Origin of the sequence: Escherichia sp. E2562 (assembly GCF_005781075.1) — a bacterium.
In the GTDB taxonomy this organism is placed as follows: Bacteria; Pseudomonadota; Gammaproteobacteria; order Enterobacterales; family Enterobacteriaceae; genus Escherichia.
This window is the reverse complement of sequence record NZ_VATM01000004.1, coordinates 272689-285374: the sequence shown is the minus strand read 5'-3', so window position 1 is coordinate 285374 and position 12686 is coordinate 272689. Positions and strand designations below refer to the sequence as shown.

At 53.5% G+C, this 12686-nt stretch carries 14 protein-coding genes, 1 pseudogene and 1 riboswitch; of the genes and pseudogenes, 8 read left to right on the top strand and 7 right to left on the bottom strand.

What is annotated here, in order from left to right; genetic code table 11:
• The first annotated feature begins 239 nt into the window (after window positions 1-239).
• Window positions 240-384, top strand: a riboswitch (molybdenum cofactor riboswitch).
• The 7 genes and pseudogenes from moaA to FEK43_RS08235 all read left to right on the top strand — a co-directional run.
• Window positions 372-1361 carry a GTP 3',8-cyclase MoaA gene (gene moaA / locus FEK43_RS08265; protein WP_001295301.1) on the top strand — a complete coding sequence of 330 codons (990 nt, stop codon included), beginning with the start codon at window positions 372-374 and terminating at the stop codon, window positions 1359-1361. (Overlaps the previous riboswitch by 13 nt.)
• A gap of 21 nt (window positions 1362-1382) precedes the next feature.
• Window positions 1383-1895 (top strand): molybdenum cofactor biosynthesis protein B, encoded by a 513-nt coding sequence (moaB, locus tag FEK43_RS08260; RefSeq protein WP_000084634.1) that lies wholly within the window; start codon window positions 1383-1385, stop codon window positions 1893-1895.
• A gap of 2 nt (window positions 1896-1897) precedes the next feature.
• Complete coding sequence (gene moaC, locus FEK43_RS08255; RefSeq protein ID WP_135406235.1) at window positions 1898-2383, top strand: cyclic pyranopterin monophosphate synthase MoaC; 486 nt, start codon at window positions 1898-1900, stop codon at window positions 2381-2383.
• On the top strand, window positions 2376-2621 hold the full coding sequence (moaD, locus tag FEK43_RS08250) for a molybdopterin synthase sulfur carrier subunit (protein ID WP_000598612.1): 246 nt from the start codon (window positions 2376-2378) through the stop codon (window positions 2619-2621). Before moaC ends, moaD begins: the two co-directional genes overlap by 8 nt.
• A gap of 1 nt (window position 2622) precedes the next feature.
• Window positions 2623-3075, top strand: a complete 453-nt coding sequence (moaE, locus tag FEK43_RS08245) for a molybdopterin synthase catalytic subunit MoaE (RefSeq protein WP_000852287.1) — start codon at window positions 2623-2625, stop codon at window positions 3073-3075.
• 135 nt (window positions 3076-3210) lie between these two features.
• Window positions 3211-3915, top strand: a complete 705-nt coding sequence (locus FEK43_RS08240; protein WP_130205105.1) for a Bax inhibitor-1/YccA family protein — start codon at window positions 3211-3213, stop codon at window positions 3913-3915.
• Window positions 3916-4040: 125 nt separating this feature from the next.
• Window positions 4041-4223 (top strand): annotated as a pseudogene (locus FEK43_RS08235) (BAX inhibitor (BI)-1/YccA family protein); the annotation flags it as partial.
• Between the two features lie 35 nt (window positions 4224-4258).
• On the opposite strand, the gene FEK43_RS08230 reads toward FEK43_RS08235, so the two are convergent.
• From FEK43_RS08230 to FEK43_RS08220, 3 genes are read right to left on the bottom strand one after another with little or no spacing between them, the layout of a single operon-like run.
• A complete protein-coding gene (locus tag FEK43_RS08230; RefSeq protein WP_135406236.1) occupies window positions 4259-5215 on the bottom strand; it encodes a YbhN family protein in 957 nt (318 codons plus the stop codon).
• Window positions 5215-6456 (bottom strand): cardiolipin synthase ClsB, encoded by a 1242-nt coding sequence (gene clsB, locus FEK43_RS08225; RefSeq protein WP_130205109.1) that lies wholly within the window; start codon window positions 6454-6456, stop codon window positions 5215-5217. The genes FEK43_RS08230 and clsB overlap by 1 nt, the downstream gene beginning before the upstream one ends.
• On the bottom strand, window positions 6453-7214 hold the full coding sequence (locus tag FEK43_RS08220) for an endonuclease/exonuclease/phosphatase family protein (RefSeq protein ID WP_135406237.1): 762 nt from the start codon (window positions 7212-7214) through the stop codon (window positions 6453-6455). The genes clsB and FEK43_RS08220 overlap by 4 nt, the downstream gene beginning before the upstream one ends.
• 132 nt (window positions 7215-7346) lie before the next feature.
• On the opposite strand from FEK43_RS08220, the gene FEK43_RS08215 reads away from it, so the two are divergent.
• Window positions 7347-7757 (top strand): YbhQ family protein, encoded by a 411-nt coding sequence (locus tag FEK43_RS08215; RefSeq protein ID WP_077737778.1) that lies wholly within the window; start codon window positions 7347-7349, stop codon window positions 7755-7757.
• Here FEK43_RS08215 and FEK43_RS08210 read toward each other — a convergent pair.
• Genes FEK43_RS08210 through hlyD form a run of 4 tightly spaced genes read right to left on the bottom strand, consistent with a single transcriptional unit; the run spans window position 7719 to window position 12686 of the window.
• Entirely contained in the window at window positions 7719-8825 is a 1107-nt protein-coding gene (locus FEK43_RS08210; protein WP_000469031.1) for an ABC transporter permease, read from the bottom strand. The genes FEK43_RS08215 and FEK43_RS08210 overlap by 39 nt on opposite strands.
• A 10-nt stretch (window positions 8826-8835) precedes the next feature.
• The gene (locus FEK43_RS08205; protein ID WP_000070131.1) at window positions 8836-9969 is read right to left on the bottom strand and encodes an ABC transporter permease; all 1134 of its coding nucleotides are present in this window, start codon (window positions 9967-9969) and stop codon (window positions 8836-8838) included.
• Window positions 9962-11698, bottom strand: a complete 1737-nt coding sequence (locus FEK43_RS08200) for an ATP-binding cassette domain-containing protein (RefSeq protein WP_135406238.1) — start codon at window positions 11696-11698, stop codon at window positions 9962-9964. The genes FEK43_RS08205 and FEK43_RS08200 overlap by 8 nt, the downstream gene beginning before the upstream one ends.
• Window positions 11691-12686 (bottom strand): secretion protein HlyD, encoded by a 996-nt coding sequence (gene hlyD / locus FEK43_RS08195; protein ID WP_130205709.1) that lies wholly within the window; start codon window positions 12684-12686, stop codon window positions 11691-11693. The genes FEK43_RS08200 and hlyD overlap by 8 nt, the downstream gene beginning before the upstream one ends.

The following is a 12686-nucleotide window of genomic DNA, read 5'->3' as shown; positions in this document are numbered from 1 at the left end:
CGCTACAGTAGCGCAAATTACGGGGAAACAGCAATTAGCCTGCCAATATTGAGGATACAACTCATGGTTTTCTACCCCTAAAGGACAATATTCGCTCTGCGTCCCTGATGATGTATATCAAAGTAAAACCGCCATTTTCCCTTATTCTGTAGCGAAATAGGCCGATCATGACGCTATATACATGATTACATAGCGAAAAGGGTGAATGGTAAAAATCTCATTTACGCGCTAGTATCGGCATAACCACTAAACACTCTAGCCTCTGCACCTGGGTCAACTGATATGGTGCTTTGGCCGTGACAATGCTTTGAAAGGTTGCCACCAGGGCGAAGGAAGAAATGACTTCGCCTCCCGTATCTGGAAAGGTGTACATGGCTTCACAACTGACTGATGCATTTGCGCGTAAGTTTTATTACTTGCGCCTGTCGATTACCGATGTGTGTAACTTTCGTTGCACATATTGCCTGCCGGATGGCTACAAGCCGAGCGGCGTCACCAATAAAGGCTTTCTGACCGTCGATGAAATTCGCCGGGTTACGCGCGCCTTTGCCAGTCTGGGCACCGAAAAAGTTCGTCTGACAGGCGGAGAGCCGTCTTTACGTCGCGACTTTACCGATATCATCGCCGCAGTGCGGGAAAATGACGCCATCCGTCAGATTGCGGTCACCACTAATGGTTACCGTCTGGAACGCGACGTGGCGAACTGGCGCGATGCCGGACTGACGGGCATTAACGTCAGTGTTGATAGTCTCGACGCTCGTCAGTTTCATGCCATTACCGGCCAGGATAAATTCAATCAGGTCATGGCTGGCATCGATGCTGCATTTGAGGCGGGCTTTGAGAAGGTCAAAGTCAATACCGTGCTGATGCGCGATGTCAACCATCACCAGCTCGACACCTTTCTGAACTGGATCCAACATCGTCCTATCCAGCTGCGTTTCATCGAACTGATGGAAACGGGCGAGGGCAGCGAGCTCTTCCGTAAACATCACATCTCTGGTCAGGTTCTGCGTGACGAGCTACTGCGTCGCGGCTGGATCCACCAATTACGTCAACGTAGCGACGGTCCCGCGCAAGTCTTTTGTCATCCGGATTACGCCGGAGAGATTGGCCTAATTATGCCGTATGAAAAAGACTTCTGCGCCACTTGCAACCGCCTGCGTGTCTCCTCCATTGGTAAACTCCATCTCTGCCTGTTTGGTGAAGGCGGCGTTAACCTGCGCGATCTGCTGGAAGACGATACCCAGCAACAGGCGCTGGAAGCGCGTATTTCAGCGGCGCTGCGGGAGAAAAAACAGACCCATTTCCTGCATCAAAACAATACCGGTATTACGCAAAACTTATCGTACATTGGCGGATAAAACGTCAAAAGGAGAGATCAGATGAGTCAGGTAAGCACTGAATTTATCCCGACCCGTATTGCTATTCTTACGGTTTCTAATCGTCGCGGTGAAGAAGACGATACCTCCGGTCACTATCTGCGCGATTCGGCGCAGGAAGCGGGCCATCACGTTGTCGATAAAGCCATTGTCAAAGAAAACCGCTACGCTATTCGCGCTCAGGTATCTGCGTGGATAGCCAGTGACGATGTACAAGTGGTGTTGATTACTGGCGGCACTGGCCTGACGGAAGGCGATCAGGCTCCCGAAGCATTGCTGCCGCTGTTCGACCGTGAAGTCGAAGGTTTCGGCGAAGTGTTCCGTATGCTGTCGTTCGAAGAGATTGGCACCGCAACGTTGCAATCCCGTGCGGTAGCGGGCGTCGCTAACAAGACACTGATTTTCGCCATGCCGGGTTCGACCAAAGCGTGCCGCACCGCGTGGGAAAATATCATCGCGCCGCAGCTGGATGCCCGTACGCGTCCGTGTAATTTCCATCCACATTTGAAGAAATAAGTATGTCGCAACTGACCCATATCAACGCCGCTGGCGAAGCGCACATGGTGGATGTCTCCGCCAAAGCGGAAACCGTACGTGAAGCGCGAGCTGAAGCCTTTGTCACCATGCGCAGCGAGACGCTGGCGATGATCATCGATGGTCGCCACCACAAAGGCGACGTGTTTGCCACCGCGCGTATTGCCGGTATTCAGGCGGCAAAACGCACCTGGGATCTGATCCCGCTGTGTCATCCGTTGATGCTCAGTAAAGTCGAAGTCAATTTACAGGCCGAGCCAGAGCACAATCGGGTGCGTGTAGAAACCTTATGCCGCCTGACCGGGAAAACCGGCGTTGAAATGGAAGCGTTAACCGCGGCCTCCGTGGCGGCGCTGACCATTTATGACATGTGCAAAGCGGTGCAAAAAGATATGGTGATTGGTCCGGTACGTTTGCTGGCAAAGAGCGGCGGCAAATCAGGTGACTTTAAGGTGGAAGCGGATGATTAAAGTTCTTTTTTTCGCCCAGGTGCGCGAGTTAGTGGGAACAGATGCAACCGAAGTGGCTGCGGATTTCCCCACCGTTGAAGCGTTACGCCAGCACCTGGCTGCGCAGAGCGATCGCTGGGCGCTGGCGCTGGAAGATGGCAAATTGCTGGCTGCCGTCAACCAGACGCTGGTGAGTTTTGACCATCCGCTGACTGACGGCGACGAAGTGGCTTTCTTCCCGCCGGTAACCGGAGGTTAAAATGGCAGAAACCAAAATTGTTGTCGGCCCGCAGCCGTTCAGTGTAGGGGAAGAGTACCCGTGGCTGGCGGAGCGTGACGAAGACGGTGCAGTGGTCACGTTTACCGGTAAGGTGCGCAATCATAACCTGGGAGACAGCGTCAAAGCATTAACCCTCGAACACTATCCGGGAATGACGGAAAAAGCACTGGCGGAAATCGTTGATGAAGCGCGTAACCGCTGGCCGCTGGGGCGCGTCACGGTAATTCACCGCATTGGTGAATTATGGCCGGGTGATGAAATTGTTTTTGTCGGTGTTACCAGTGCGCATCGCAGCAGTGCGTTTGAAGCCGGGCAGTTTATTATGGATTATCTCAAAACCCGCGCGCCGTTCTGGAAGCGCGAAGCCACGCCGGAAGGCGACCGCTGGGTCGAAGCTCGGGAGAGCGATCAGCAGGCGGCAAAACGCTGGTAGTTTTTAGCAGGCCGGATACCGCACAGCTGCATCCGGCAATTTCACCGCTCAGTACATGCTTTCACGCTGCGTCGATGCACAGCCCCATCATTTGCAGTATCCTTAAGATATTCCTTATATCTTCAGGAGAAAGTCATGGACAGATTCCCACGTTCTGATTCAATCGTACAAACCCGAGCTGGCCTGCAAACCTATATGGCACAGGTCTATGGCTGGATGACGGTAGGCTTGCTGCTTACCGCGTTTGTTGCCTGGTATGCGGCCAATTCCGCCGCCGTTATGGAGCTGTTATTCACCAACCGCATCTTTTTAATTGGTCTGGTAATAGCACAATTAGCTCTGGTTATTGTGTTATCAGCGATGATTCAAAAGCTGAGTGCAGGTGTGACAACCATGCTCTTTATGCTTTATTCAGCGCTGACGGGCCTGACGCTTTCCAGTATTTTCATTGTCTATACCGCTGCCTCTATCGCCAGCACCTTCGTCGTTACTGCCGGGATGTTCGGCGCAATGAGCCTGTACGGTTACACAACCAAACGCGATTTAAGCGGCTTCGGCAATATGCTGTTTATGGCGTTGATCGGCATTGTGCTGGCATCGCTGGTCAACTTCTGGCTGAAAAGCGAAGCGTTGATGTGGGCGGTCACCTACATCGGCGTGATTGTCTTTGTCGGATTGACGGCGTATGACACTCAGAAATTGAAAAATATGGGTGAGCAGATTGATACCCGTGACGCGTCGAACCTGCGCAAATATTCCATTCTTGGCGCATTAACCTTGTATCTGGACTTCATCAACCTGTTCCTGATGTTGCTGCGAATTTTTGGCAATCGTCGTTAATTCTTTTTTCACCACCAATATCCCGGCCATGTGTCGGGATTTTTTTATTTAAAACGATAACAAACAAGAGTCTGGTATAAAAAGCAATTTATGGCGTGGCGGTTGTGTTTTTCGCATCCATCTTTCATGGACGAAATAAGCTCCTTGAACTGGCGGGAAAATGCCATAGTGAAGAATTATGGAGTCCGGTTCGTTGCGCTGTTACAGGTGCATTAACACTCTATTACTATTTTATCGGCTTCTTTGGGATACTTGCAGCAATAGCGATAACGCTTGTCTGGCAAAGGCATCCGCGGTTTTTTCATTAGTCGTAAATGCACATACTAAAGAACTTAACCGAACTTCACATCGCCGCTTCATTTTTCGCCCGTAGCTTCTTCGCCTGGCTTTCCAGCAACAGGTAACAGATCAGCGCCAGCAGCAGCGGGATAAAGTAATACAACACACGGTAAGCAAGTAGGGCGGCGATAATTGTGCCTTTGGAGGTATGCTCCCCAGCCAGTAGCGCGATAAACACCGCTTCCAGCACACCAATTCCCGCCGGAATATGCACAATTACCCCAGCAATACTACTAACCAGCAACACGCCCAGTACAAAGAAATAGTTCACGCTTTGACCGAGTAACAGCCAGATAATCGCTCCCATTACCATCCAGTTAACGCTGGAAATCAGCATCTGGGCGAGGGCGAATTTCCATGAAGGCAGCACCAGCTTTTGCCCTTTGATGGTCATATGGCGGTGCTTCGCGAAAGCGCAAAACCACAAATAAACCGCGATAATCATCAGTAAGCTAATGCCGAGAATACGCAGCGTAGTTTGATCGACATACCAGTGATCCGGCAGTTCCACCACGCCTGCGGTAAAGATAATCCCTGCCAGTAAAATATAGCCCAGCCAGTTGGTGGTAATACTGAGCGAGAAAATTCGTGTAATAGTGCTGCCCGGTAACCCTAGCCGGGAGTACAAACGATAGCGCATACCAATGCCGCCGACCCAGGTACTGAGTGTCAGGTTGAAGGCATAGCAGATAAACGACACCAGCATCACCTGGCGTTTCGCCAGTTTGTGACCGCAGTAAAAGCGGGCGAGCAGGTCATAGCAGCCGTAAATCAGATAACTGATGACCACCAGCCCGACCGCACTGAGCAGCGCAACGCGATTGTAGTCGTGGATGACCTTCCAGACCTCTTCCCAGTCCACCTTTTTGGCGTAGACCACCAGCAACACAATCACCGCGATAAAAAACAGCCAGGTGAGGATCTTCTTTGCTAAGCGCCAGCGCGGATGTGATTTACTCATCAGGGCTTCATCCCCGAACTTTCAGTTTCGACCCGATCCTGCGTTTCCATTGCCGGTTGTGCGGGGGGATCAACTTGCGCCAGATGTGGCGTGTGCGCCGGAAGCCAGCCCACCAGCGCCGGGAAGTGGCGTAAAAAGTGGAACGCCAGCACGCTTTTGGTCAGGTTCCACCAGGTCCGTTTTGGCAGCATACTTTCATCCACTTGCTGGCAATCGGCGGTGATAATGCCGTTAAGATTGTCTCGCAGCGTCTGGTTAAAGTTTCGATCGTGGATGATGACATTTGCTTCGAGATTCAGCGACAAACTGAGCGGGTCGAGATTACTGGAACCCACCGTTGCCCAGTGATCGTCCATCAATGCGACTTTGCCATGTAGCGGGCGGCGGCGGTACTCAAACACCTGAACGCCGCCTTTAACCAGATAGTTATACAGCAAGCGTGCGCCGACTCTGACAATGGGCATATCCGGTTCGCCCTGAATGATCAGTTTGATCCGCACCCCGCGCCGTGCCGCTTTACGTAAGGCGTGTAAAAATCGATAGCCGGGGAAGAAGTAGGCGTTGGCGATAATGACTTCCCGCCGCGCCTGAGTGAGCATTTTCAGATAGTGACGTTCGATATCATCGCGATGTTCTTCGTTATCGCGCCAGACCAGCAATACCTGCGCTTCTCCCGGCTGGCGGTTTTCTTCCGCTTTATGATGACGTCGCCACCAGCGTCGTGCCGCGCTCTGCCCCGGCAGGTTTTCCAGTTCAAATTGTAGAATATCTTCAACAATCGGCCCTTCGAGGCGTACCGCGTAATCCTGTTTAGCCTCTGGACCGTAGCTGGACATATGCTCAGCGGAGTAATTCAGCCCGCCAATAAAGGCGATACGCGCGTCGATCACCACAATTTTGCGATGCATCCGGCGAAACACATTGGTGCGCATACCAAAAAGGCGAGGGCGGGGATCGTAGTAGCGGAACACTACGCCAGCCGCCGTCAGTTCATTGACAAACTCATCGCTGAGATCCGGCGAACCGTATCCATCCAGCAAGACTTCCGCTTTTACTCCGCGTTGCGCTGCTGCCAGTAGCGCCGCATGCAGCTGTTTGCCGACGTCATCCTCAAACCAGATAAACGTTTCAAGAATGATGCGTTCTTGCGCTTCGCCAATTGCTTTAAACACAGCGGGATAATATTGCTCGCCATTTTCCAGCAACTGGATCTTATTGCCTTCGCGCCAACTACATTTCATAAATGAATCTCCGCACTTAAAGGGGCATGATCAGAAAGGTGTCGCCATGTCCGCAGCGGCAACGCGGTTGGCGTGCTGGCGCTGGCATTTTTGACGTAGATCCTGTCCAGTCGTAGTAGAGGAAATTGCACCGGAAACGTGCGCGCCGGGCGCCCGTTGGCGCGGGTAAATATCTCATCCAGCCCGGCCTGCACTTTTAATGGATGATTAGCTTTTTGCCGCCAGTCGTTGAAATCACCCGCCACCAATACCGGTTCGCCGTTCGGCAGCTCATTCACCCATTCGGCGAGCATCGCAATCTGCGCCTGACGGTGCGCCTCACGCAGGCCCAAATGTACGCACATCACATGAATCGCTTTCCCGGTCATCGGCGGAACAATGCGGCAGTAGAGCACGCCGCGCTTTTCCGCACCATCGACCGAAACATCACGATTCTCATAATGTTCAATGGGATAGCGTGACAGTATGGCGTTGCCGTGATGCCCTTCCGGATACACAGCATTGCGACCGTAGGCAAAATCGCTCCACATTGTGTCGGCGAGAAACTCGTAGTGCGAGGTCTCGGGCCAGTTTTCCACATGTAGCGGATGAACTTCGTGCGCGCCCATCACTTCCTGCAGGCAAACTATATCGGCGCCGACGGTGCGCACGGCGTCGCGAAGTTCCGGCAAAATGAAGCGTCGGTTAAACGCGGTAAAGCCTTTGTGAATATTGATGGTGAGTACCTTGAACGAAAAGTGTTGTGTTTGATCGGGCATAATTTTCCCGTTTTGGCCTCTTATCTCATTGAAATAGTGTAGTCGGCGTCACAAAAAGGTGCGGTCTTACGGAATTTTCCGTAGAGTTCGGTACTCTGAGTAAGTAGAGATAAATTCTTCAGGAGAGAAGCCATGAAGTGGCAACAACGTGTTCGTGTCGCAACTGGCCTAAGTTGCTGGCAGATTATGTTGCATTTACTGGTAGTGGCGCTGCTGGTGGTGGGCTGGATGAGTAAAACTCTGGTTCACGTCGGCGTGGGATTATGCGTGCTGTATTGTGTCACCGTGGTAATGATGCTGGTGTTTCAGCGTCACCCCGAGCAACGCTGGCGTGAGGTGGCGGATGTGCTGGAAGAGCTGACCACCACCTGGTATTTTGGCGCGGCGCTGATTGTGCTGTGGCTGCTGTCCCGCGTACTGGAAAACAACTTTTTGCTGGCGATTGCAGGGCTGGCAATCCTTGCCGGCCCGGCGGTAGTATCTTTGCTGGCGAAAGATAAGAAGTTACATCACCTTACGTCTAAACATCGCGTACGCCGCTGACCCTGTCGTGGCCGTTATCACCAGTAGCGGCCACAAACTGTTCCACACAATATCCAGACTCGCATCCTTCAAATAAATCTGCTTGGTAATGTCCGTAAAGTGGCGAATAGGGTTAATCCAGGTCAGGTTTTGCAGCCATACTGGCATGTTCTCCACCGGCGAAACGTAACCGGAAAGCAGAATGGCGGGCATCATAAAGACGAACACGCCGATAAACGCCTGCTGTTGTGTTGAACAGAGTGATGAAATCAACAGACCGAATCCCACCAGCGATAAACCGTAAATCACCATCGTAAAGTAGAACAACGCCAGCGATCCGGCGAAGGGGATTTGATACGCCCAGATACCAATCGCCAGCACAATGGTGGCCTGGAAGGTGGCGACAATTAATGCCGGTACGGCTTTGCCGATGAATATCTGCCAGGTGGTGAGCGGCGAAACCAGTAGCTGATCGAGCGTACCTTGTTCACGTTCGCGGGCGACGGAAAGTGAAGTGACGATCATTACGCCGATAGTGGTGATCATGGCGATCAGCGACGGCACCACAAACCATTTGTAGTCGAGATTCGGGTTATACCAGTTGCGTACCACCAGCTCGCTGTTGTTGGGTTTCGGTTTTCCTTCCAGCAGCTCCTGCTGATAATTTTTGACGATCTGTTGCAGGTAGTTAGCGGCAATTTGCGCACTGTTGGAGTTACGCCCGTCGAGGATCAACTGCAACGGCGCGGTCTGGAAGGTATCCAGTTTGCGCGAGAAGTCAGCCGGGAAACGCACCAGTAGTAACGCCTTTTGTGTGTCGATGGTCGGGCGGATCTCCTGTGGGCTTTTCAGCAGCAGCACATGGGTAAAGGCGCTGGCGCGGGCAAAACGTTGAGTAAGTTCTACCGAGTGCTCGCCGTTATCTTCATCGTAGATGGCGATGGTGGCGTTGGTCACTTCCAGCGTGGCGGCGAACGGGAACAGGATCACCTGAATCAGCACGGGTAAAATCAGAATCGCGCGGGTTTGCGGTTCGCGCAGCAGCGACTGCAACTCTTTGCGGATTAACGTCCATAAGCGATGAAACATGCTCTTCTCCCTAATCCAGCCGACGTTTGGTTTTAAGCCATGTCAGGCCGATAAACATCACCGCCGAAGCGATCAAAAACAGCACGTTCACCACCAGCACCACTGGAATATTCCCGGCGAGGAACAGGCTTTGCAGGGTGCTGACGAAATAACGTGCGGGAATAATGTACGTCACCGCGCGGATCACCGCGGGCATACTGTCTATCTGAAATATAAAGCCGGAAAGCATAATCGACGGCAGGAACGCGGCGTTCAGGGCGACCTGAGCGGCGTTGAACTGGTTGCGGGTAATCGTTGAAATCAGCAGCCCCATCCCCAGGGTACTGAGTAAAAACAGGCTGGAGATAAAAAACAGAATCAGCAGCGACCCGCGATACGGCACGCCGAGAATAAACACCGACACCAGCATACACAGCAACATCGCCAGCATACCGAGGAAGTAATAAGGGATCAGCTTACACAGCAGCAGTTCCGTGCGGGTAATCTCCGTAGAGAGCAAAGCCTCCATGGTGCCGCGTTCCCATTCTCGCGCCACCACCAGCGAGGTGAGAATCGCGCCGATGACCGTCATGATGATGGTCACCGCACCGGGGATAATAAAGTGTTGGCTTATCGCCGCCGGGTTAAACCAGTAGCGGGTTTGTACATCAATAAGCGGTTCAAAAGTCTGCCCGTTATCCTCCGCTCGCTGCATTTGCCAGATCTGCCAGATCCCTTCGACATACCCCTGCACAAAGTTAGCGGTATTCGGCTCACTGCCGTCGGTGATCACCTGAATCGGTGCGGTGGCGTTGGCGCGCTCCATCTGTTCGGCGAAATCCACCGGAATCACCACCAGACCACGAATTTTTCCCGCCTGCATTTTGGCGATCAGTTCCTGACGGTTATCGCTGATGGTGGCGTCGATGTAGGGCGAACCGGTCATGGTGTGGGTGAAATCCAGCGCCGCTTCGCTACGCTGTTCCAGCAAAATCCCGACCCGCAGCTTGCTGGAGTCGAGGTTAATGCCGTAACCAAAAATAAACAGCAGCAACAGCGGGATCACCACCGCAATCAGCCAGCTACTCGGATCGCGAACGATCTGCCGCGTCTCTTTGACGCACAGCGCCCGCACGCGACGCCAGGAAAGGATCGGATTACTCATTGCCATGCTCCTTATCCCAGTCGTGGATCAGCTGAATAAAGGCTTGCTCCATAGTGGGATCGGGTTGCTCATTGTTAGCCGACTGTGCTTTCAAATCGTCCGGCGTGCCGCTGGCGATTAATTTCCCACGGTACACCAGGCCGATGCGGTCGCAATATTCCGCTTCATCCATAAAGTGCGTGGTGACCATCACCGTGACGCCTTTCTCTACCATGCTGTTGATATGCAGCCAAAATTCACGGCGGGTGAGGGGATCAACGCCGGAAGTTGGTTCATCGAGAAACAGAATGTCCGGTTCATGCATCAGCGAACAGGCCAGTGCCAGCCGCTGTTTAAAACCTAATGGCAGTTCATCGGTGGCGTGTGAGGCAATACTTTTCAGGCCAAATGCCTCGCTCATACGGGAGATTTTTTCGTTCTGCGCCCGACCGCGTAAGCCATACACACCAGAAAAAAAACGTAAATTCTGTTCGACCGTCAGGTTGCCGTAGAGCGAAAACTTTTGCGCCATATAGCCGAGATGCTGGCGCGCTTTACCTGAACTCTCTTTCAGATCCATCCCCAGCACCAGCGCCTGACCAGAGGTCGGCACCAGCAAACCGCACATCATCTTAAAGGTGGTTGATTTACCCGCGCCGTTTGGCCCGAGCAAACCAAAAATCTCCCCACGTTTAACGGCAAAATTGACGTGATCGGTGGCGGCAAAATCACCAAATTTCTTGGTCAGTTCTTTCGCTTCGATCACCGTCTCGCCAGGTGTGCCTTCCACCGTATGTAATATTGCGCCCAGCGGCGATTCCGAGGTTCCGGCACCGCCCAGCAAATCAATAAACGCATCTTCAAAGCGGGGCGTGGTTGGGCTAATGTCGATTTCCGGCATCCCGTCGGCATGGCGAATATCGTCTGGCGTGGCCTCTTTTTTGAGGATCAGGCGTACCGATTTCCCCTGAATCATGCCGTCGCTGACCTGCGGTAGTTTCAAGGCGCGTTGTAGCAGTTTGCGGTTGCCCTCGTGCGGGCTGGTCATCAGAAAGCTGCGTCCGGCCATGGTTTGCGTCAGGGCCGTCGGTTCTCCCTGATACAGCAGCTCGCCTTCGTTCATCAGTAACACGTCACGGCACTGTTCGGCTTCGTCGAGATACGAGGTGCTCCAGAGAATTAACATTCCTTCGCCTGCCAGCTCATGCACCATCTGCCACAGTTCGCGCCGTGAGATAGGGTCAACGCCGACGCCGGGCTCATCGAGCAGCAACACTTTCGGTTCGCCCACTAGGGTACAGGCCAGGCCGAGTTTTTGCTTCATCCCGCCGGAGAGCTTGCCCGCCAGCCGTCCGGTAAACGGGCCAAGAGACGTAAACTCCAGCAGGCGAGCAAAAGTCTGTTTACGTGCTTCACCGGTGACGCTGCGCAAATCCGCGTACAGATTGAGGTTCTCCATCACCGTCAGATCTTCATACAGACCGAATTTCTGCGGCATATAGCCGAGAACGGCGTGCAGCGCAGCGTCGTTTTTGATCGGATCAAAGCCCATCACCGTGGCGCTGCCGCTGTCGGGTTTCAGTAATCCCGCCAGCATCCGCATCAGCGTGGTTTTGCCCGCACCGTCCGGCCCCACCAGCCCCGTCACATAACCGGCATGAATGGTACAATCGAGCGGCGCGACGGCGGGCTTGTCCATGCCCGGAAAGCGTTTTTCCAGGCCGTTCAGCGTGATAACGGCATCATTCATGTCCTGCCTCGTTACCGAATTGTACCGTCACCGGCATTCCCTGGCGTAACGCATCATCGGCGTCGGTCACCACAATACGCAGGCGATAGACGAGGTCGGTACGCAGATCCGGCGTTTCGACGGTTTTCGGCGTAAATTCAGCGGTTGGCGAGACAAAGCCAATTTGTCCGTGATAGGGCTTATTCGGGCGACCATCGGTATAAAGCAGCACTTTGCGTCCCGGCTGGGCCTGGTCAAGGTTACGTTCATCAACATAAGCGCGCACCCACACCGGACGTGTCAGTGAGACGGTAAACACCGTGCCACCTTCATTGAGGACCGTGCCTGGCTCCACCGCGCGGGTTAACAGCGTGCCATCAGACGGAGCTACCAGCGTTGAGTCCTGTAAATTCAGCTCCGCCTGCGCCAGTTGCGCCTGCGCCTGTTCGAGGCTGGCTTTCGCCTGGGCGATGTCCTGTTCACGGTTACCGGAACGGTACTGACGCAATTTATCCTGTGCTGATTTCAGCGTGGCTTGCGCCTGGTCGCGCGAGGAGCGGGCATTTTCCAGGTCATTTGCCGAAATGGTGCGGCTTTTCCACAATCCTTGCTGACGAGCATAGAAGTTCTGTGCATAGTCATAAGCGGCCTGTGCCTGTTTTACAGCGGCGGCAGCCTGAGCGATTTCTTCATCGCGATACCCGGCAAGCATCAGGTCATACTGCGCCTGCGCCACCGAAACGCCCGCTTTCGCCTGCATCAGCGCAATCTCATATGGCTTGTGATCCAGCTCGCCCAGCACCTGACCCGCTTTGATCGCATCACCTTCGTCCACCGCCAGCGATTCAACGCGACCACCGACACGGAAGCTCAGATTTACGGTGCGAATATCCACATTGCCATACAGCGTCAGGCCGTTATCCTGGCGACTTTGATACCACCAGTAGCCTCCGGCAATCACGGCGGCAAGTACCACTACCGCCAGTCCAATCACGACAGGTTTTTTCAT

What these genes read in the sequence shown, in the direction of transcription:
- moaA (WP_001295301.1), top strand. Translation starts at nt 372, where the DNA reads ATGGCTTCACAACTGACTGATGCATTTGCGCGTAAGTTTTATTACTTG.
- moaB (WP_000084634.1), top strand. Translation starts at nt 1,383, where the DNA reads ATGAGTCAGGTAAGCACTGAATTTATCCCGACCCGTATTGCTATTCTT.
- moaC (WP_135406235.1), top strand. Translation starts at nt 1,898, where the DNA reads ATGTCGCAACTGACCCATATCAACGCCGCTGGCGAAGCGCACATGGTG.
- moaD (WP_000598612.1), top strand. Translation starts at nt 2,376, where the DNA reads ATGATTAAAGTTCTTTTTTTCGCCCAGGTGCGCGAGTTAGTGGGAACA.
- moaE (WP_000852287.1), top strand. Translation starts at nt 2,623, where the DNA reads ATGGCAGAAACCAAAATTGTTGTCGGCCCGCAGCCGTTCAGTGTAGGG.
- FEK43_RS08240 (WP_130205105.1), top strand. Translation starts at nt 3,211, where the DNA reads ATGGACAGATTCCCACGTTCTGATTCAATCGTACAAACCCGAGCTGGC.
- FEK43_RS08230 (WP_135406236.1), bottom strand. Translation starts at nt 5,215, where the DNA reads ATGAGTAAATCACATCCGCGCTGGCGCTTAGCAAAGAAGATCCTCACC.
- clsB (WP_130205109.1), bottom strand. Translation starts at nt 6,456, where the DNA reads ATGAAATGTAGTTGGCGCGAAGGCAATAAGATCCAGTTGCTGGAAAAT.
- FEK43_RS08220 (WP_135406237.1), bottom strand. Translation starts at nt 7,214, where the DNA reads ATGCCCGATCAAACACAACACTTTTCGTTCAAGGTACTCACCATCAAT.
- FEK43_RS08215 (WP_077737778.1), top strand. Translation starts at nt 7,347, where the DNA reads ATGAAGTGGCAACAACGTGTTCGTGTCGCAACTGGCCTAAGTTGCTGG.
- FEK43_RS08210 (WP_000469031.1), bottom strand. Translation starts at nt 8,825, where the DNA reads ATGTTTCATCGCTTATGGACGTTAATCCGCAAAGAGTTGCAGTCGCTG.
- FEK43_RS08205 (WP_000070131.1), bottom strand. Translation starts at nt 9,969, where the DNA reads ATGAGTAATCCGATCCTTTCCTGGCGTCGCGTGCGGGCGCTGTGCGTC.
- FEK43_RS08200 (WP_135406238.1), bottom strand. Translation starts at nt 11,698, where the DNA reads ATGAATGATGCCGTTATCACGCTGAACGGCCTGGAAAAACGCTTTCCG.
- hlyD (WP_130205709.1), bottom strand. Translation starts at nt 12,686, where the DNA reads ATGAAAAAACCTGTCGTGATTGGACTGGCGGTAGTGGTACTTGCCGCC.